Raw genomic sequence first — 18223 nt, 5'->3', positions numbered from 1 at the left:
ACGCCCCGCCCCCCTGCGTTATGATGCGCGGCGATAACCCCCAGACAGCACCGGCACGAGTTGAGCAGACGCTTTACCCGTGTCCTCTGTCGAACCATATCCAGGAGTCCACATGAAGAAAATCGCTGCCCTCAGCACCCTGCTCATCCTGACCTCCGCCCTGGCGGTCGCCCCCAAAGACACCCTGGTCATCCAGGAGTCCGCTGACATCCCCACCATGGACCCCGGCGTCACCTACGACACCGCCTCCGGCTCCATCACCGAGAACCTCTACGAGACCCTGCTGACCTACAGCGGCGCCAGCCTCACCAAACTCGAGCCCCTGCTGTCCACCAAGTGGACCATCAGCAACGGCGGCAAGACCTACACCTTCGACCTGCGCAAGAACGTCAAGTTCCACAGCGGCGGCGCCATGACCTGCGCCGACGCCGAGTACTCCTTCGAGCGTAACCTCGTGACCAACAGCGCCGAGTCCGGCAACTGGTTCATCGCCGAGAGCCTCCTGGGCACCGGTGCCAACGCCAACGACGACAAGACCATCACCTGGGCCCGCATCGACAAGGCCGTCGAGTGCAACAACAGCGGCCAGCTGGTCTTCACGCTGCCCGCCGTCGACCCCGCCTTCCTGGCGAAACTGGCCTACACCGGCCAGAGCGTCATCGACAGCAAGCACGCCATCAAGCTCGGCGAGTGGAGCGGCAAGGAAAGCGACTGGAAGACCTGGGTCGGCAAGGATCTGACCAACAGCGCCCTGAGCAAGCAGCCCAGCGGCACCGGCGCGTACAAGTTCGTCCGCAAGGACGCCAACGCCTTCCTGGCCAGCGCCTTCGACGGCTACTGGGGCAAGAAACCCGCCATCAAGAACATCATCATCCAGAAAGTGCCTGAACTGGCCGCCCGCCAGCAGGCCTTCCTGCGCGGCGACGCCGACCTGATCGAGGGTGGCGGCCGCGCCGTGGACGAAGAGCAGATCAAGGGCAAGAGCGGCGTCGCCTGGATCGACAACCTGCCCAACACCGTGTCCAGCGCGTTCTTCATGAACCAGAACATCAAGAGCAGCGGCCTGCTGGGCAGCGGCAAACTGGACGGCAAGGGCATCCCCGCGACCTTCTTCAAGGACGCCAACGTGCGCCGCGCCTTCAGCTACGCCTTCAACTACAAGCAGTACATCGACGACGTCCTGAAGGGCAAGGGCAAACAGCGCACCATGCTGCTGCCCGACACCTTCCCCGGCTATGACGCCAAGGTCGGCACGTACTCCTACGACAAGGCCAAGGCCGAACAGTTCTTCAAGCGCGCCTGGGGCGGCCAGCTCTGGAAGAACGGCTTCGTCATGACCGCCAACTACCGCGCCGGCAGCGTGCCCGCGCAGACGGCCATGGAAATCCTGAAGAAGAACATCGAAGCCATGAACCCCAAGTTCAAGATCAACATCCAGGCCAAGCCCTGGAGCGAGATGCTGGCCGACTCCAAGACCGGCAAGGAAGCTATGATCGTGATCGGCTGGGCGCCTGACTACGCCGACCCCGACAACTTCATGTACACCTTCTACTCCAGCAACGGGTACTACTCCCCCCGCAGCAACTTCAAAGACGCGCAGGTCGACAAGTGGCTCGAGCAGGCCCGCAACACGGTCAACACCGCCGAGCGTAACCGCCTGTACAGCCTCGTCGGCAAGAAAGCCTACGAGCAGGCCCCCTACATCCTGATGCCCGCCGGCATCGGCTACACCTTCGTGCGCGACAACCTGGTGGGCGTCAGCACCGGCAACTTCAACCCCATGACGTCCTTCAGCTACACCGGCACCCTCTGGAAGGACCTGAGCAAGAAGTAATCCGGAACCCAGCGCCGTCAGCGGCGTAGCGAGGGCGGGGCGGCCCCTGACAGGGAAGCCCCGCCCTCCCCGTTGTGGTCCTGACCTGTGCCCAGGCCGGGTGACCGGGCGGCGGGTCCTGCGCGCCCTCCCAGACGCACAGTTCCACTGAGCGGGACATCAGCCCGCTTGACTTTGCGCGCCGGGTCTGTTTTGGTCTAGGCTGAACGATGGCCTGCATTCCAGTCCATACAACCTGTCAGATCCAGCCCTTCCAGCCCCTCTCCCTCCGCTGACCGAATGCGGTCAGACGCGGAGGCTTTTCCCCTCCGAGGCCCACATGCTCAATTTCATCGTGCGGCGACTCATCCAGATTCCCGTGGTGATGCTCGTCCTATCCCTGATGATCGTCGGCATCACGCAGCTGCTCACGCCCGAGCAACGCGCCGCGCCGTACATCCGCAGCGAGCAGCAGGCTGCCCGACTCGAACAGATCATCGAACAGCGCGGCCTGCGCGACCCCTTCCCCATCCAGTACGGCCGCTGGCTGTCCTCGACCCTGCAGGGCGACCTGGGGTACTCGAAGGCCAGCAGTCAGGATGTGGTGGCGACCATCAAGGAGCGCCTGCCGCGCACGCTGGAACTGACCATCGTGACCGCCATCCCGATCCTGCTGCTCAGCATCTGGCTCGGCACCCTGAGCGCCCTGCACAAGGACAAGCTGATCGATCAGGTGCTGCGCGTCCTGGTGGTCCTGGGGTACTCGCTGCCCAGCTTCGTGGTGGGCATCCTGCTGCTGGCGGTGTTCTACGCGTACCTCGGCTGGCTGCCCGGCGCGGGTCAGGTGAGCGTTCTGAACACCTTCGCGCTGGGTGACCTGCAACGCTACACCGGCCTGCTGACCCTCGACGCCGCCCTGAACGGCCGCTGGGACATCGCCTGGGACGCCCTGCGTCACCTGATCCTGCCCGCCACCACCCTGCTGATCGTCCTGAGCGCCAGCATCATCAAGGTCATGCGCAACAACATGCTCGAGGCGCTGACCAGCGACTACGTGCGCACCGCCCGCGCCAAGGGCCTGTCCAGCCGCGTCGTGAACAACAAGCACGCTCGGCGCAACGCCCTGCTGAGCATCGTGACGCTCGGCGGCTTCCTGATCATCGGTCTGCTCAGCGGCTCGCTGATCACCGAGACGATCTTCGCGTACCCCGGCGTGGGCCAGTGGGTCGTGCAGGCCGCCGTCGGCGTGGACCTCGCGGCCGTGCTGGGCTTCGCCATGCTGACCGCCGTGATCGTGGTCGTCGTGAGTACGGTCGTGGACATCCTGTACGGCGTGATCGACCCCCGCGTGAGGTTCGACTGATGCCCGCCCAGCCCCACGCCCGCCACGCCACCCGGAGGGACCCCCGATGACCACCGCGCCCGTCAAGGTCGAGCAGCGCAGCAACTGGCAGCTGTTCTGGACCAGCCCCGCCATGCGCAAGATGCGCCGCAACCCCCTGGCCATCACCGGCCTGATCATCACGCTGCTGTTCGGCCTGATCGCGCTGTTCGCGCCGCTGATCGCCAAGCCCAGCGGCAACTGCCTGCGCGACCTGAACATCACGAGTGCCAGTCAGGTGTACAACCCGCTGCAGGCCCCGTTCTGGCAGGCGACCCTGGCGCCGCCCAAGAGCTGCTACCTGACCGAACGCCTGAGCTTCCAGCAGCAGCCCAGCCCGCCCAGCGCCGAGGCCCCGATGGGCACCGTGAACGGCTACAACATCTTCTACGGACTGGTGTGGGGCACGCGCACCGCGCTGAAACTGTCGTTCATCATCGTGGCGATCACCCTGACGACCGGCATCATCATCGGCGCGGCCAGCGGCTACTACGGCGGCTGGATCGACAACCTGATCCAGCGTTTCATCGACGTACTGTTCTCGCTGCCGCCCCTGATCCTGACGGTCGTGATCCTGACCATCCTGCGCGCCCGGTTGCAGGGCGGCGGCGGTGACTACGACCCGACCGTGCCCATGATCGTGGCGTTCTGCGTGACCGGCTGGACCGGCTACGCCCGCCTGATCCGCGGCGAGGTGCTGCGCACCCGGCAGCTGGAGTACGTGGATGCCGCCCGCAGCCTCGGCGCGCGCGACGCCCGCCTGATCTTCAAGCACGTCATTCCGAACAGCGTGGCCGCCGTGTTCACGACCGCCGTGCTGGACCTCGCGACCATCCCGCTAGCCATCGCCGGCCTGTCGTTCCTGGGCCTGGGCTTCGAACCCGGTTACTCCGAGTGGGGTCAGCTGGTCGACTTCGCCCGCGCGTGGCTGAAACCCGAGTACTGGTACACCCTGGTCTACCCCGCCGTGTTCATCGTGCTGTTCAGCCTCGCCTTCAACCTGTTCGGTGACGGCCTGCGCGACGCGCTGGACCCCAAGTCCCGCTGAAGCAGAACACACCGGAGCCCGACAGAAGAATCCCCCACCGCACTGCGCAGGTGGGGGATTCTTCTGTCGGTTGCGGCAGCCGGATTGTTCAGGCGGCCGGAGCCGGCTCGGCGCGCAGCCAGCCGGGCAGCTGCCACCACACCAGGGCGTGCGCCAGCAGCGCCACGCCCCACAACGCCAGCAGGGCCGCGCCGGAACCCAGGAACGCGCAGCCGATCAGGAACGGCACGCCGGGCGCAGTGGCCGCCTGGATCGCGCCGGTCAGGGCCGCCTGCCGCGCACTCAGGTCTGGCGCCTGCGCCGAGCGGCGCGCCAGGTACCACGCCACGCCCGCCAGCGCAGCGGCCAGCAGCACCGCTCCCAGCACCCCGCCCAGGCTGCTCAGCGTCAAAGGGCGCACCGCGGCCAGGAGCAGACCCAGCGGCAAGCCCGGCAGGACCAGCGCGGCCAGCGCCAGCAGGTACGCGCGGCGGCAGGCGCGCAGCAGGCCTGCCCGGTCCCCGGCGTGCAGGTCGCGGGTCACGGCGTCCAGGACGCCCACTCAGGCCACCGGGGTGTTCAGGAACACGCGGGCCGGCACGCCGCCCACCTGCACGGCCGCGCCACCGGCGAGTTCCTTGCGCAGCCGCGCCACGCTGCCGCCCGCCGCGTACAGGCCCGCCTGCCCCACGACCTTCCCGTCGGCCGTCACCTCGGCCCCGGCGGGCCAGGGCTGGTCGCCTTCCAGACGGGCGAGGTGATGCCGGGCATTCCCGCGCGCTTCCAGGCGGGCCATGATCTCCTGCCCCACATAGCAGCCCTTGCGGTAGCTGATGGCGGGCAGCGGGCCGCCCACGTCCAGGCCGATCTCGGGCGGGAGGGTGCCGGTCAGGGCGTCCCGGATGACATCCGGAATGCCGGCGCGCACACGGGCGGCGTCCAGGTCGGCCAGCGGCGCTTCCGGGCCGGTCAGGGCCGACAGCACGGCCTCCTCGTGCCGCGCGAGGTAGTGCAGGTCCACGCCGGGCGTGCCCGCACGGTTCACTCGGCCACCCAGGACCGTCCCGCCGCCCAGCCCGAAGGTCTGCGCCGCGCCGCCCGCCGCGTCCCAGCCGGGCAGGGCGTCCTCCTGCCAGACGTGCACGGTCCGCAGCTCCTCACTGACGTCCTGAATCTCGACCTGATCGAAGATCACGTAGCGTTTCAGGCGCGCCGCGAGCGCCGGGGCCTGCCCGGCGTCCAGGTGCAGGTACACGTCGTCTGCGCGGCGGTACGCGCGGGCGAACTGCTCGATCTGCCCGCGCACGTTCAGGAACGCGCACGCCACCACGCCGGGCGTCGGCGCGCCCCGCAGGTCGTTGGTCATCTGCCCATGCACGAAATCAACGCGGTCCGCGCCGGTCACGCGCAGACTGCTGGAAGGAATCCGGGTCCACATGCCGCCCAGCGTACGGGAAAGCGGGGACGGCATGTGGAACGCGGATCGCCAAGCAGAAGAGGTTCGGCATTTACGGGCTACTGACCAATCTTCGTGGTGCCCTGCGCTAAAATATGGAACCACTAAGCGGAGGTGGCGTGCCATGGCGAAAACTATCTCGTACAAACACCCTGAAAAAACAGCGCGCAGTACACTTGCTAAATCCATCGGCAAGATCCCACTGAGGGCTACACTCTCCAGAAGTGCAACGCCCGAAGCACTTGAACCATACGACTGGGGAACCGCAGGAATACCAAAGGGGCAGCCCATCAAATTTATTCCTGGCGAAGGCTGGAAGATAGGGTAGTGACTTCACTGATCGGTGCAGTATTGAAAGTTGATTTACCAGAAGCGAGGCCGCGCGGCATTGAACAGGCGCGGCCTCGCCCTGCAATCGTCGTAGGTGTGCCAGACCTGATCGCACCACAGAAATACCCCGGTCTCATTGTTGTGCCCCTGACATCGAAGGTCGAAAAGTATGGTGACTTTGACCGCCGACTGTATCCCATCCTTCCGCAAGACGTGGGTGGCCTGACAACAGTCAGCATTGCTCTGTGTCCACAGGTGCGCTTCATCGGTGCTAGCAGAGTGCAGGCTTATCTAGGACATCTTCCGGCTGATGACATCGAAATCATTCGGGCGGCTCTGCGTCAGATGCTGGCGCTCTGAAGAGAGGTCCCATCCTCAGTCACAGAGAGAAAAAGGCGGATGGGGATCAGTCTCAAAATGGCAGCACACGCCGCAGAGATCATCACTGCTCAGTCGCTGGCGAGGGCCAGGTCGCGTTGACGCTGCCGGGCCTGACGGGTCAGGTGCCAGCGGCTCAGGTCGGCGGCGGCGTCGCGGACGATGGCGTTCGCCTGCGGCAGCGCGGCGCGGCGGCTGTCCATGTTGCGGGCGACGATGCCGGTCAGGTCGTCGAGGTTGTGCAGGTGCGCGCCGGGCACACCCGCGATGTCCGGGTCGAGGATGCGCGGCACGCTGATGTCGATCAGGAACATCGGGCGGCCCGGACGCTGCCGCAGCGCCTCGGCGACGCCCTCGCCGTGCAGGACGTAGTGGGGCGCGCCGCTGCTGGCGATCAGCACGTCCGCCTCGGGCAGCACCTCGTGCAGGTACTCGGCGGCGCAGGGGCGGCCCCCGAGTTTCTCGGCCAGCTGCCGGGCGCGTTCCACGGTGCGGTTGACCACGATGATGTCCTCGACCCCGGCGGCCCGCAGGTGCGTGAGGGTCAGTTCGGCCGTCTCCCCCGCCCCGATGATCAGGGCGGTGCGTCCGGCCAGCCCTCCCAGGGCCGCCTGCGCGAGTTCGACGGCGGCGCTGGAGACGGACACGACCTTATCGCTCATGCCGGTCTCGAAGCGCACGCGTTTGCCGGCGGCCAGGGCGCCCTGCGCGACCTTGTTCAGCAGGGTGCCGGTCAGGCCGCGTTCGCGGGCGTCCATCCAGGCGCGCTTGACCTGCCCCTGGATCTGCGTCTCGCCGATCACGAGGCTGTCCAGGCCCGCCGCGACGCGGTACAGGTGCGTGACGGCCGCCTCGCCCCGGTGGACGTACAGGTGGTCGCCCAGCGCGTGCCCCCAGGCGCCCTCGAAGGCCGCGAGCGGGTCGCCGTCCAGGCCCGCCATGTAGACCTCGGTGCGGTTGCAGGTGGACAGCAGCATGACTTCCTGCGCGTGGCGGCCCAGGTGGGCGAGCAGCGAGGCTTCCTCGCCGGCGCGCACGGCGGCGCGTTCACGGACCTCGACGGGCGCCGTCTGGTGGTTCAGGCCGACGACCGCCACGTCGAGCGTGCCGGGGGCGGGGGCGCCGGTCACGGCCAGGAAGGCGCGGGCGGTGGGGCAGGCCAGGGTCATGCGGGCACCCCAACGGCGCGGCGGATGTCCTCGCGCAGCGCGGCGAGCGCCGACGCCCGCTGCGGTTCCGGCTGGGTCAGGGCGGCCTCGCGGCGGCCGGTCCAGTCGTTCAATTGCGTCTGGGTGGGCAGCAGGGCCACCACGCGCTCCGCGAGGGCCTGCGAGAGCATCGGCAGTTCCCGGCCGGTGTTCACGGCGACCTGCATCCCGGCGTGCTCGGCGGTGGCGGCGAAGCGCAGGGTGCCGCGCGGGGCGTCGCTGGCGTCGTTGACGGGAATGCCCAGGGTGCGGGCGTCGCTCACGACCTGCGCGTTCACGTCCGGGACGCTGGTGGCGGCGACGGCCAGCGCCGCGCCGCTCAGGTCGCCCGGACGGTAGGTGCGGCGCAGCGCCTGCACCGGAAGGGCCGCGAGGTCCGGGTGCAGGTCCGGGGCGATGACCTGGACCTGCGCGCCGCTGCCCAGCAGGGTACGAGCGCGGCGCAGCGCCACGGGGCCGCCGCCCACCACGACGGCGCGCGCACCGTGCAGGTCCAGGAAGGCGGGTAGGAGGCTCACAGGGCGCAGCATAGCGCGGGCCGGGCGGGGCAGCCGTCCCCGACCGATCGGTCGGGAAGGCGACTGGGACGCCATGGAACGTGCCTCAGTCGGTAACAGCGGCGACGGCCTGCTCGGCCGCGTCGGCCAGGGCCTCCAGGCTGGCGGTACGGGCGACGGTGATGTCCGTGAAGCCCGCCTCGCGCGCCGCGTCGGCCGTCTGGGGGCCCATGGCCGCCACGCGCAGGTCCGTGCCGACCAGCGCCGCGAGGTGCCGGGCCGCGCTGCCGGAGGCCAGGGTCACGACCGCCGCGCCGCGCAGGCGGTCCATGGACAGGCTGTCGGGCCGGGCGGGTTCCGTCCGGTACAGCTCGGCGCGGGCGTAGGTCAGGCCGCGCGTTTCCAGGGCACGTTGCAGGTCGGCTTCCGCGAGTTGCGAGGTCAGGTGCAGCAGCGTCTCGCCGGGCGCGGCGGGCAGTTCGGCGCCCAGGTGGCGGGCGCCGGGCGTGCCGGGCACGAAGTCGGCGCGCAGGCCCACCGCTTCCAGGCTGCGGGCGGTGCTGGGGCCGACTGCCGCGAGTTTCACGCCGGCCAGGTGGCGGGTGTCCAGGCCCAGGGCGTGCAGGTGCTCGATCAGGGTGGTGACCGCGTGGTTGCTGGTCAACAGCAGCCAGCTCACGCCGCTCAGGTCGCGCAGGTGCTCATGCAGGACACCGGGCTGCGCGGTGGGCGCGAATTCGATCAGCGGGACTTCCAGCACGCCCGCGCCGCGCGCGCGCAGCAGGTCGCCCAGACCGCTGGCACCGCCGCGCGTGCGGGTCACGGCGACCGTCTGCCCGGTCAGCGGGCCGCCGAAGCCGGAGCGGGTGTCGAACCAGCGCAGGCTGTCACGCAGGCGCACGACCTCGCCCACGACCGTCACGGCCGGGGCTTCCAGGCCGGCCTCGCGGACCACGTCGGCAATGGTGGCCAGGGTGCCGGTCACGGTCCGCTGGCGGGGCGTGCTACCCCACTGGACGGTCGCGGCCGGCGTCTGCGGGTCGCGCCCGGCCGCGATCAGGTCGGCGGCGATCTGGTGCAGGTTGCGCACGCCCATCAGCAGGACCAGGGTGTCCACGCCGGACAGCCGCTCGTAGTGCGCGCCGCCCTCCTGGGTGTTGCCGGTCAGGACCGCGAAGGACCGCGCGACCTCGCGGTGCGTGACGGGAATCCCGGCGTAGGCGGGCGCGGCGATGGCGCTGCTCACGCCGGGCACGATCTCGAACGGCACGCCGGCCAGGGCGCAGGCCTCGGCTTCCTCGCCGCCGCGCCCGAACACGAACACGTCGCCGCCCTTCAGCCGGGCCACGCGCTGCCCGCCGTTCGCCTTCGCCTGCTCCACGATCAGCGCGTTGATCTGCTCCTGGCTGATGTACTCGGAAAAGCCCTTCTTGCCCACGTAGATGGTGTGCGCGTCCGGCGCGTAGCGCAGCAGGTCCGGGTTGGCGAGGTAATCGAACAGCACCACGTCCGCCTCCATGAGCGCCTGCATACCCCGCACGGTCAGCAGTCCCGGATCGCCGGGACCCGCCCCGATCAGGGACACGAAGGCGCGGGACGGTGCGGCGGGGGAAGCGGCGGGAACGTCGGTCATGCCTACAGGCTAGCGGGCGGCAGGCGGGACATATGCGTACTCGCGGGTGCGGTGCTCCCGCGCGGCGACCTGCCCGCCACCCAGGCGGGCCGCGCCGGTCAGGACCGCCTCCCAGTTCAGGCGCTGGAACAGGTGCGCGGCCAGCAGGTACGCGGCCCGGTCCGGCCAGCTCGCGGCCCGCACGACCGTCTCGATCTCCAGCCTCAGCCTGCCGGGACCGGTGTCCAGCGCGCGGAACGTGACCGTCCCGGCGTCCGCGTGCAGCCGCAGCGTACGCAGGCACAGGCGGGTGGGTTCCATGACCTGCACCTGCACGCGCGCCCGGCGGGTCAGGGTCATCAGGATCCGCAGGCGCGTGCCGGGCCGGATGGGCGGCCCGCCCTGCGACGGCAGCGGCGCGTCCAGTCCACGGAACCACGCCGCCACCTTCGGCGCGAGGTCCGGCAGGCGCTGCCCGACCAGCGCCGTCACGGCCGCCGCGTCCAGGGTGGCGCCCTGCACGTCGGCGCGGTAGAAGCGGTGCGTGACCGGCCCCACCCCGTCCGGCAGGTCGGTGGGCCGCAGCGGCTCGCGCGGATTCTGGAGGTACGCGGTGTACCCCAGCACTCCCGCGAGCAGCCAAAGCGGGCGCGGCAGCGACCGGGCAGCGGAAAGGAAACGTCGCATACCGCTCAGTATTCGCAGCGGGGGCCACCCTGCACCCCCGAGGAGGCTGAAGGTCTCTTCAGAAAGGCCGGGCGCCGGGTGGCGGCGTGATCCCGGTGGACGGGATGGCGGCAGCGGTGGCCGGGCTGCGGGTCATACGGACTCCGATTGGAGGGGCTGCAAAGACCCTTCAATCCGAGCGAAGCGAGTGATACGGACTCCGATTGAATGGGCTGCAAAGCCCGTTCAATCCGAGCGAAGCGAGTGGGAGCAAAACGGGTTCCGGACGTGGAGTTGGCGACCCGGCGATGCTCCGGGTTGTCAGCGAAACAGACGAAATCCGTTTCAGTCGGCGGCGCTGGCGTGTTCGTGCGTCAGGTCCAGGTGGTGCGCGGAGGTGTCGTGCAGGCCCGCGAACCGCAGGTGCCGCTGGCAGATGAACCACATCTCGTCGCGGTCGTTCGGCAGAATGAAGTACGCGTCCGACGACTCGGACGGGTTGTACACGCCCAGCACCCGGTAGGCGCGGTCCGGGTTGAAGCCGCTCGACAGCGGGCGGGGCATGGGCGCACGCGGGCCGTCGAGCTCGGCGATCCGCACGAACAGCTGAGGGTGAAAGGCAAGCATGCCCCAGAGTGACCCGCCACGCACGGGCAGAACCGGGTGAGGGAACACAAGGTCAAGGTTGGGCCAAGCCTGGATGGTCAGGCCCTCAAAGGCGCGCCCCGGTTCATACGGATTCCGTCTGCTTCGCTGACAACCCGCCCACGCGCCGGGTTGCCGGCTTCACGTCCGGAGGGGCGTTTCTCTCTTACTCTGCGGGGCAGCTCTACGAGTCGCATCCGCTCGGATTGAAGGGCCTTTGCAGCGCCTCCAATCGGAGTCCGGTTCAGTCCGTTCGGGCGGCGCGCACGGCGTCCCGGACGGCGGCGCACACGGCCTCCTGCACGAGTGCCACCAGCAGCAGCGGGTCCGCCGGGGGCCGGGTGGCGGCGCTCAGGACGAAGGCGCTGTCGCCGTCCCAGGGCGTGTGGCTGGGGTGGATGACGCGGGCCAGCGCGGCCTGCGCGGCGTCCGCGAGGCGGCGGCATTCGCTCTTGCTCAGGGTGTGTTCGGTGACCACGGCGATCAGGGTGGTGTTCTGCACGTCGCCCGGCGTGAAGGCGGCGGCGCCCGGCCCGACGCCGGGTCCGGCCAGCACGCCGCCCCGTTCGTCCAGCACGTCCCCGATGGGGTTCACGACGGCCAGCGCGCCCACCCGCACCCCGTGCCGTTCGAGCAGGACGCTGCCCAGTCCGCCCGGCACGCCGCCCCCCAGGTACTTCCCGGCGGTCGCGCCGGTCCCGGCCCCGACCAGACCGCGCGGGACCGGGTCGGCGCTGGCGGTGCGGGCGGCGTGTTCGCCCTGCGCCTCGCCGGGGCGGATGTCGGCGCGGCCCACGCCCAGGTCGTAGATCACGGCGGCCGGCACGAGCGGCACGCGCGCCCAGGGCGTCTGGTGCCCCACGCCGCGTTCCTCCAGCACCCGGACCACGCCGCCCGCCGCGCCCAGCCCGAAGGCGCTGCCGCCGGTCAGCAGCAGCGCGTGAATGCGTTCGATCTTCTTGTCGGGCGAGAGCAGCACGCCCTCGCGCGTGCCGGGACTGGGGCCCAGGAACGAAGCGGACGCCACGGCGCCCTCCGGGGGGCACAGAATCACGGTGCAGCCGGTGCGGGCCTCGGCGTGCGTCCAGTGGCCCACCAGGAAGCCCGGAATGCCGGTCAGGGTACGGTTCTCGCTCATGCGCTCCAGCAGAGCACAGGACTTCCGGAAACGACACACCAGAACAGACAGAGAGGCGCGCCGTGAACCAGAGTCACGGCGCGCCTGCGGGCGGGTGGGGGTGTGCGGTCAGCTCACGTCGGGGGTGGGGTCGTTGCGGGTGCGCCACAGGCTCAGCAGGACGCCGCCGCCGAGGATGCCGAGCGTGACGGTCAGGCTGATGGCCGGGTCGACCTTGCCGAAGAACTGCGCGTAGAAGATCTTCGCGCCGATGAACACCAGCACCAGCGCCAGCGCGGGCTTGAGGGCCTCGAAGCGGTGGACCATGGCGGCCAGCGCGAAGTACAGGGCGCGCAGACCCAGGATGGCGAAGATGTTGCTGGTGTACACGATGAACGGGTCCTGCGTGATGGCGAAGATGGCGGGAATGCTGTCCACGGCGAAGATCACGTCGGCGAACTCCACGACCAGCAGGGCCAGCAGCAGCGGGGTGGCGTGCAGGCGCAGGCGGCCGGTCGCGTCGGGCAGGCGGGTCAGGAACTTCTGGCCGTCCAGTTTGGGGCTGATGGGCAGGAAGCGGCGCAGGAAGCGCACGGCGGGGTGGTTGGCCATGTCGGGGGCCTCGTCGTCGCCGCCGCGCAGCAGTTTCACGCCGGTCAGCAGCAGGAACGCACCGAAGATCCACATGATCCAGTCGAACTGAGTGACGAGCGCGGTGCCCAGGCCGATCATCAGGCCGCGCAGAATGATCACGCCCAGGATGCCCCAGAACAGCACGCGGTGCTGGAGGTGGCGGGGAATGGCGAACGACGCGAAGATCACGCTGATCACGAACACGTTATCGAGGGCCAGCGCCTTTTCCAGCGCGAAACCGGTCAGGTACGCCATGCCGCTGGCCGGTCCCAGCGTGGCCCACACCCACCCGCCGAAGGCCAGCGCCACGGCGATGTAGAAGGCACTCAGTTTGAGGCTGCTGCCGATCCCGATGACCTGATCCTCGACCGCAACGCCGGCGGCGTCGGCGCGGCGGCGGCGCAGGCGGTCCAGGATCCCGAGGTCGAAGGCGAGCAGGGCGACGACGAGGGTGATGAAGACCAGCCACATCCAGGTGGGTTGGCCGAGCCAGGGGGTCATGAGTGCGTCCACGGTGTTCCTCCGGTGGGCGCGGCGCGTGACGGTGGGTGACTGGCGGGAGCGGCGTGCCTGGAAGACACGAAAACGCCCGGCAGAAACCACGGTTCGCACCGCGTTCCTGCCGGGTCTCTGCCTTTGCTGCTCCTGACCGGAAAACCCTTGGTTTCCGTATTGACGATCAGGTGCTCCCTGCCGAGTGGCAGGGCGGCTTACTCCCCCGGATTGACCTTCAGTATCCCGGACGGTTCCGCCGCCCGGATGAGAACAGAGTGAACTCCCTGCCGGGGGAGGCCGACGACCGGGTCAGGGCGTCACCGGGTCAGGGCGTCTTGAGGGCGTACCCGATGCCGCGCACGGTGCGGATGATGCCGTACCCGTCGAGGTCGCGCAGCTTGGCACGCATGTTCGCCATGTGCACGTCCACCACGTTGCTGTTGCTGGGCAGCTCGCCGTTCCAGACCTCACGCTCGATCTCCTGGCGGGAGTACACGCGGCCCGGCTGGCGGGCCAGGAAGGTCAGCAGGTCGAACTCCTTGGGCGACAGGCGCACCTCATGGCCGTTGTAGTGGCACAGGCGCTTCTGCGGGTGGATCTCCAGCGGCCCGATGGAGATGACCTCGCCGTGCTGCTGGTGCCGGAGCTGCACCTTCACGCGCGCCACGAGTTCCTCGGGGTGGAAGGGTTTGGTCATGTAGTCGTCCGCGCCGGCCTCCAGCAGGTTCACCTTGCGGTCCACGGCGTCCATGGCGGTCAGGATGATGATCGGCACGCTGCTGGTCTTGCGAAGGCGGCGGGCGATCTCGGCGCCGTCGAAGTCCGGCAGGCCCAGGTCCAGGATGACCAGATCCGGGTTGCTCTCGCGGGCGCTGGTCAGGCCGGTCACGCCGTCCGGGGCGGCCAGGACCTTGTATCCGGCCTGTTCGAGTTCGTACTGCACGACGCGGGTGATGTCCGGGTTGTCTTCGATAAGTAGGATGCGTTGCTCCATAGCTGCCTTTTCGTCTCCTCATCCCTGGGATGTTCGGTGGCCCGGCTGGGCGCTGCCCTGGCAGGCCAGGGAGGCACGCAACCGTGGGTGTATCCGCTGCGGATGCCGGTGCACCTGTTTCCGGCCCATCGTAGGGGCCGGGAAGGTCCCGGGGGGCTCAGGTGCGGTTTAGGGTCCCTTAACAGCCGTCAAGTCCCCCCCGCTCAGGGGCGCGGAATCCGCGCGGCGTTCAGGTGGAATCAGGCGCGCCGACCACGGGCGTCAGGCCGGGCCGGGCACGATCACGTCGTCCACCTGCACCTCGTGGCGCAGCAGCAGCGTCTTGAGGCGTTGCGTGGCAGCGGCGGCCAGCGCCCGGTCCTCCGGGTGGAAGACCAGCGTCAGTCGGGCCGCCGCGCCGGGCCGGGGTTCCTGCGCCTGCACCTGCAGCGGGCGGCGGAAGGCCGGGTCGTGCATCAGGTCCCGCAGGATGCGCGTGAAGGTCAGGTCGTCCACGCCGGCCAGCGTGAAGACGATGCCCAGCGGCGCGTGACGGCCGGTCGTTCCGGCCCCGGACGGCGGATCGGTCATGCGCGGCAGCGTAGCGCACCCGCCGCCGCCCCCGCAGCGCGCCTGAACCGTGCCGCCCACCGCTGCGGGGTCCGGGCAGCGCCGACTAGAATGCCCGGCATGAGTGACCTGCCGCCATCCGACGCCGCGCCCGACGACCTGACCTTCCCGGACGATTTCCCGGACGGCGCCTTTCCGGACGGTGGGGATCAGGTGTACCTGGAGCACCTGAACGGCGCGGACCTGTACTTCGAGGTGACGGGCGACCCGGCCGCCGGTGAACCGCCGGTCGTGTTCCTGCACGGCGGCCCCGGCTACAACAGTTACTCGTTCCAGGCGGCGTTCGGGGACCGCCTGCCGCGCGCGGCCGTGTTCCTGGACCAGCGCGGCTGCGGGCGCAGCGGGCCGCTGGAAGACACCGAGCAGGGCGCCGACACCCTGGACCTCGACACGCTGGTCGGCGACCTGGACGCCGTGCGCGACTTCCTGGGCGCCGAACGGATCGTGCCGCTCGGACACGGGTTCGGGGCGCTGATCGCGCTGGAGTACGCCCGCCGCCACCCCACCCGCACCGCCCGCGTGATCGCCGTGAACCCCTGGGTGCACTACCCGGACCTGGCGCGCACCCTGCTGGAAGAGGCCAGTGCCCGGCGCGGCGTGCCCATGGACGACCCGGCCGGGCGCGTGCAGGCCGCGACGCCCGAGGGGCAGCACGCCCCGGTCGGCGCGGCCCGCATCGAGGCGGCCTTCGAGCTGCTGAACGCCCGCGACCTGCTGAACGCCCTGCAGTTCCGGGACGCGCCCACCCGCATGCGCCTGGAATTCCTGGATGCCGAGGGGCAACTCGTGGGTGGCGGCGAGGTGCAGGAGGCGCTGGTCAACCAGGGCCTGTGGGAGTTCGAGTACCCGCCGTTCCTGGCCGAGATCCGCCGGCCGGTGTTCGTGATCTCGGGCGCGCACGACCGCACCAGTTACCCCGAGCAGGTGCAGTGGGTCGCGGACCTCGCCGACGCGGACGTGACGGTACTGGACGCCGCGCACTACCCCTGGCTGGACGACGAGGACGCCTTCGCGCAGGCGCTGGAAGACGCCCTGACCCGCTGAGGGCCACCCCCGCCCCGCCCGGCCTCTCAGAATCGCGCGCGGGCCGACGCTTATACTCGCGTGTGATCTCATGAAAGGTCTGATTCTCGCCGCCGGGCGCGGCAGCCGCCTGCTTCCCATCAGCGCGACACGCGCCAAGCACGCCGTTCCCGTGGCGGGCGTCCCCATCATTGCGCGGGCCGTGCAGTCCCTGCGGGACGCCGGCATTCACGACATCGGCATCGTGTGCAGTCCGTCCAGCGAGACGGACCTGCGCGACGCCACGCAGCACAGCGGCCACCTGACCTTCATCCGGCAGCGCGAGGCGCTCGGCACCGGGCACGCCGTCCTGAGCGCCCGCGCCTTCCTGGAACACCAGCCGACGCTGCTGTACCTCGGGGACAACCTCTTCGAAGACCGCCTGACCCCCCTGATCGGCACGCTGCGCGACGCGGACGCCGTGATCGGGGTCAAGCAGGTCCCGAACCCGCAGGCGTACGGCGTGGCCATCGTGAAGAACGGCCGCCTGATCCGGCTGGTGGAAAAACCCCGCAAACCCGAGAGTAACCTCGCGGCGTGCGGCGTGTTCAGTTTCCGCCCGTCGCTGCTCGACCACGTGCAGGACCTGCTGCCCAGCGACCGGGGCGAGATCGAGTTCCCGCAGGCCCTGAGCGCCCTGATGGCGCAGGGCGGGCAGGTCCGCGCCGTGGAATTCACGGGCTTCTGGAGTGACGCCGGCGCGCCCGACGACCTGCTGACCGCGAACCTGCACTTCCTGTCGCACCTGCAACCCCGCATCGAGGGCCGCGTGGACCGCAGCGTCGTGAGCGGCCCGGTCGTGATCGAGGCGGGCGCGGCCGTCGAAGACAGCGTCATCACGGGACCCGTCTGGATCGGCCCGCACGCGCTGGTACGCGGCGCGACCATCGGGCCGGGCGTGAGCATCGGCGCGCACGCCCGCGTGGACAGCGCCCGCGTACACGCCAGCCTGATCGACGATTTCGCGCGCATCCTGCACCCCACCCAGCCGATCGTGCGCAGCCTGATCGGCCGTCACGCCCTGGTCACCGCGCCCAGCGACACCGGCCTGCAGATGGTCATCGGGGACCGCAGCGTCATGCGGATGTGACGGTGGCCGATGGCTGATGGCGCATGGCTGATGGCGTGCGGCAGAGCACGCAAACGGCCCCTGTCGAGCCTCAGTAGCCGACCCTCAACGCGCCTCCATGCGGCACACACCCACCCAGGCCCGCCCCACGCCTACGCTGGGGCATGAAGCGACGTGAGGTGCAGGAAGGGCAGATCGGCGCACCGATTCCCCCCGCAGCGCTGGCCAGCGGCGCAGGCAGCGAAGTCCTGATCAGCGGCCTGGACACCGGCCCCCTCAGCCGGGACCGGGAGAACCTCTCCCCCACCAGCGCCCAGGCACGCTTGCACCCGTGGCGGACCACCGAGGAACCCACCGACGAGGACGGCTGAACCCACGACCAGCCCCGGTCCGCCCACCGGACCCCGCGCCCCGCTGCGCTAGAATGCTCCCCGCACGCGCCCCCGACCCCCAGGGACCCGGTGGGCGCAGTTTCACGTCAAGGAGTGTTCAACATGGCCGGTCACAGCAAATGGTCGCAGATCAAGCGCAAGAAAGGCGCGAACGACAAGAAACGCAGCGCGATGTACTCCAAGCACATCCGCGCCATTCAGGCCGCCGTCCGCTCCGGCGGCAGCGGCGACCCCAGCGGCAACCTCAGCCTGAAAAACGCCATCGCCGCCGCCAAGAGCGACACGGTCCCGGTCGACAACATCGAGAACGCCATCAAACGCGCCGTCGGGGCCGGTGAAGGCGCCGCCGAATTCAAGGAAGTCACGTACGAAGGCTACGGCCCCGGCGGGACAGCCATCCTGATCGAGGCGCTCACCGACAACGTGAACCGCACCGTCGCCGACATCCGCGCCGTGTTCAACAAGCGCGGCGGCAGCCTCGGCACCAGCGGCTCTGTGGCGTGGCAGTTCGAGAAGAAAGGCATCCTGCTCCTGACCGACACCAGCGAGCAGGCGCAGGAAACCGCCATCGAACACGGCGCCGAGGACATCCAGGAATCCGAGGAAGGCCTGGCCATCAGCACCGGCCCGAACGACCTGTACGCCGTGCAGGACGCCCTGATCGCCGCCGGGTTCAGCATCGAGAACGCCCAGGTGGACATGGTCCCCAGCAACACGGTCGCCGTCGCCGGTGACGACGCCCGCAAACTGCTCGTCCTGATCGACGCCCTCGAAGAACTCGACGACGTGCAGAACGTCTACAGCAACGCCGACCTCCCCGACGACGAGGAGTGAATGGT

At 69.6% G+C, this 18223-nt stretch carries 19 protein-coding genes; 8 read left to right on the top strand and 11 right to left on the bottom strand.

Going from position 1 to position 18223, the window contains the following annotated elements:
- Positions 1-112 precede the first annotated feature (112 nt).
- The 3 genes from BXU09_RS09500 (at position 113) to BXU09_RS09490 (ending at position 4242) form a co-directional block, all read left to right on the top strand.
- Positions 113-1834 carry an ABC transporter substrate-binding protein gene (locus BXU09_RS09500; RefSeq protein WP_078302087.1) on the top strand — a complete coding sequence of 574 codons (1722 nt, stop codon included), beginning with the start codon at positions 113-115 and terminating at the stop codon, positions 1832-1834.
- A gap of 319 nt (positions 1835-2153) precedes the next feature.
- Positions 2154-3176: an ABC transporter permease gene (locus tag BXU09_RS09495; RefSeq protein WP_055362696.1), complete on the top strand. Its 1023-nt coding sequence runs from the start codon at positions 2154-2156 to the stop codon at positions 3174-3176.
- 46 nt (positions 3177-3222) lie between these two features.
- Complete coding sequence (locus tag BXU09_RS09490; protein ID WP_078302085.1) at positions 3223-4242, top strand: ABC transporter permease; 1020 nt, start codon at positions 3223-3225, stop codon at positions 4240-4242.
- A gap of 88 nt (positions 4243-4330) precedes the next feature.
- On the opposite strand, the gene BXU09_RS09485 is transcribed toward BXU09_RS09490, so the two are convergent.
- Both BXU09_RS09485 and BXU09_RS09480 read right to left on the bottom strand, forming a co-directional pair.
- On the bottom strand, positions 4331-4783 hold the full coding sequence (locus BXU09_RS09485; RefSeq protein ID WP_078302084.1) for a hypothetical protein: 453 nt from the start codon (positions 4781-4783) through the stop codon (positions 4331-4333).
- Positions 4784-5659 (bottom strand): folate-binding protein YgfZ, encoded by an 876-nt coding sequence (locus BXU09_RS09480; RefSeq protein ID WP_078302082.1) that lies wholly within the window; start codon positions 5657-5659, stop codon positions 4784-4786.
- Positions 5660-6004: 345 nt separating this feature from the next.
- Between BXU09_RS09480 and BXU09_RS09475 the strand changes: the two genes are divergently transcribed.
- Positions 6005-6367: a type II toxin-antitoxin system PemK/MazF family toxin gene (locus BXU09_RS09475; protein WP_168174581.1), complete on the top strand. Its 363-nt coding sequence runs from the start codon at positions 6005-6007 to the stop codon at positions 6365-6367.
- Positions 6368-6456: 89 nt separating this feature from the next.
- On the opposite strand, the gene hemA is transcribed toward BXU09_RS09475, so the two are convergent.
- The 9 genes from hemA to BXU09_RS09430 all read right to left on the bottom strand — a co-directional run bounded on the left by hemA (position 6457) and on the right by BXU09_RS09430 (position 14822).
- On the bottom strand, positions 6457-7554 hold the full coding sequence (gene hemA, locus BXU09_RS09470) for a glutamyl-tRNA reductase (protein WP_078302079.1): 1098 nt from the start codon (positions 7552-7554) through the stop codon (positions 6457-6459).
- On the bottom strand, positions 7551-8111 hold the full coding sequence (locus tag BXU09_RS09465) for a bifunctional precorrin-2 dehydrogenase/sirohydrochlorin ferrochelatase (RefSeq protein ID WP_240501142.1): 561 nt from the start codon (positions 8109-8111) through the stop codon (positions 7551-7553). Before BXU09_RS09465 ends, hemA begins: the two co-directional genes overlap by 4 nt.
- An 85-nt stretch (positions 8112-8196) precedes the next feature.
- Positions 8197-9723 carry a uroporphyrinogen-III C-methyltransferase gene (gene cobA / locus BXU09_RS09460; protein WP_078302076.1) on the bottom strand — a complete coding sequence of 509 codons (1527 nt, stop codon included), beginning with the start codon at positions 9721-9723 and terminating at the stop codon, positions 8197-8199.
- Between the two features lie 9 nt (positions 9724-9732).
- Positions 9733-10389 carry a hypothetical protein gene (locus BXU09_RS09455; protein ID WP_144012052.1) on the bottom strand — a complete coding sequence of 219 codons (657 nt, stop codon included), beginning with the start codon at positions 10387-10389 and terminating at the stop codon, positions 9733-9735.
- Positions 10390-10713: 324 nt separating this feature from the next.
- Complete coding sequence (locus BXU09_RS09450; RefSeq protein ID WP_055363170.1) at positions 10714-10995, bottom strand: hypothetical protein; 282 nt, start codon at positions 10993-10995, stop codon at positions 10714-10716.
- Between the two features lie 262 nt (positions 10996-11257).
- Positions 11258-12151 carry a P1 family peptidase gene (locus BXU09_RS09445; RefSeq protein ID WP_078302073.1) on the bottom strand — a complete coding sequence of 298 codons (894 nt, stop codon included), beginning with the start codon at positions 12149-12151 and terminating at the stop codon, positions 11258-11260.
- 108 nt (positions 12152-12259) lie between these two features.
- Entirely contained in the window at positions 12260-13276 is a 1017-nt protein-coding gene (locus BXU09_RS09440; protein WP_078302072.1) for a TerC family protein, read from the bottom strand.
- 307 nt (positions 13277-13583) lie between these two features.
- A complete protein-coding gene (locus BXU09_RS09435; RefSeq protein WP_055363171.1) occupies positions 13584-14252 on the bottom strand; it encodes a response regulator transcription factor in 669 nt (222 codons plus the stop codon).
- A 261-nt stretch (positions 14253-14513) separates the two neighbouring features.
- Complete coding sequence (locus tag BXU09_RS09430; RefSeq protein ID WP_078304913.1) at positions 14514-14822, bottom strand: hypothetical protein; 309 nt, start codon at positions 14820-14822, stop codon at positions 14514-14516.
- A gap of 99 nt (positions 14823-14921) precedes the next feature.
- Here BXU09_RS09430 and BXU09_RS09425 point away from each other — a divergent pair, with 99 nt between their 5' ends.
- The 4 genes from BXU09_RS09425 to BXU09_RS09410 all read left to right on the top strand — a co-directional run bounded on the left by BXU09_RS09425 (position 14922) and on the right by BXU09_RS09410 (position 18218).
- Positions 14922-15905 carry an alpha/beta hydrolase gene (locus BXU09_RS09425; RefSeq protein WP_078302070.1) on the top strand — a complete coding sequence of 328 codons (984 nt, stop codon included), beginning with the start codon at positions 14922-14924 and terminating at the stop codon, positions 15903-15905.
- A 70-nt stretch (positions 15906-15975) separates the two neighbouring features.
- Positions 15976-17013 (top strand): sugar phosphate nucleotidyltransferase, encoded by a 1038-nt coding sequence (locus BXU09_RS09420; protein ID WP_055362271.1) that lies wholly within the window; start codon positions 15976-15978, stop codon positions 17011-17013.
- A 143-nt stretch (positions 17014-17156) separates the two neighbouring features.
- Positions 17157-17363, top strand: a complete 207-nt coding sequence (locus tag BXU09_RS09415) for a hypothetical protein (RefSeq protein ID WP_144012051.1) — start codon at positions 17157-17159, stop codon at positions 17361-17363.
- Between the two features lie 123 nt (positions 17364-17486).
- A complete protein-coding gene (locus BXU09_RS09410) occupies positions 17487-18218 on the top strand; it encodes a YebC/PmpR family DNA-binding transcriptional regulator (RefSeq protein WP_055362272.1) in 732 nt (243 codons plus the stop codon).
- The last annotated feature ends 5 nt before the right edge of the window (positions 18219-18223 follow it).

Origin of the sequence: Deinococcus sp. LM3 (assembly GCF_002017875.1) — a bacterium.
GTDB lineage: Bacteria > Deinococcota > Deinococci > Deinococcales > Deinococcaceae > Deinococcus.
The sequence above is the reverse complement of the archived record's forward strand: the minus strand, read 5'-3'. Positions and strand labels throughout refer to the sequence as shown.

Excerpts from the sequence above, each read along its gene's own strand:
- BXU09_RS09500 (WP_078302087.1), top strand. The coding sequence starts at position 113 with ATGAAGAAAATCGCTGCCCTCAGCACCCTGCTCATCCTGACCTCCGCC.
- BXU09_RS09495 (WP_055362696.1), top strand. The coding sequence starts at position 2,154 with ATGCTCAATTTCATCGTGCGGCGACTCATCCAGATTCCCGTGGTGATG.
- BXU09_RS09490 (WP_078302085.1), top strand. The coding sequence starts at position 3,223 with ATGACCACCGCGCCCGTCAAGGTCGAGCAGCGCAGCAACTGGCAGCTG.
- BXU09_RS09480 (WP_078302082.1), bottom strand. The coding sequence starts at position 5,659 with ATGTGGACCCGGATTCCTTCCAGCAGTCTGCGCGTGACCGGCGCGGAC.
- hemA (WP_078302079.1), bottom strand. The coding sequence starts at position 7,554 with ATGACCCTGGCCTGCCCCACCGCCCGCGCCTTCCTGGCCGTGACCGGC.
- cobA (WP_078302076.1), bottom strand. The coding sequence starts at position 9,723 with ATGACCGACGTTCCCGCCGCTTCCCCCGCCGCACCGTCCCGCGCCTTC.
- BXU09_RS09455 (WP_144012052.1), bottom strand. The coding sequence starts at position 10,389 with ATGCGACGTTTCCTTTCCGCTGCCCGGTCGCTGCCGCGCCCGCTTTGG.
- BXU09_RS09450 (WP_055363170.1), bottom strand. The coding sequence starts at position 10,995 with ATGCTTGCCTTTCACCCTCAGCTGTTCGTGCGGATCGCCGAGCTCGAC.
- BXU09_RS09445 (WP_078302073.1), bottom strand. The coding sequence starts at position 12,151 with ATGAGCGAGAACCGTACCCTGACCGGCATTCCGGGCTTCCTGGTGGGC.
- BXU09_RS09435 (WP_055363171.1), bottom strand. The coding sequence starts at position 14,252 with ATGGAGCAACGCATCCTACTTATCGAAGACAACCCGGACATCACCCGC.
- BXU09_RS09430 (WP_078304913.1), bottom strand. The coding sequence starts at position 14,822 with ATGACCGATCCGCCGTCCGGGGCCGGAACGACCGGCCGTCACGCGCCG.
- BXU09_RS09425 (WP_078302070.1), top strand. The coding sequence starts at position 14,922 with ATGAGTGACCTGCCGCCATCCGACGCCGCGCCCGACGACCTGACCTTC.
- BXU09_RS09420 (WP_055362271.1), top strand. The coding sequence starts at position 15,976 with ATGAAAGGTCTGATTCTCGCCGCCGGGCGCGGCAGCCGCCTGCTTCCC.
- BXU09_RS09415 (WP_144012051.1), top strand. The coding sequence starts at position 17,157 with ATGAAGCGACGTGAGGTGCAGGAAGGGCAGATCGGCGCACCGATTCCC.
- BXU09_RS09410 (WP_055362272.1), top strand. The coding sequence starts at position 17,487 with ATGGCCGGTCACAGCAAATGGTCGCAGATCAAGCGCAAGAAAGGCGCG.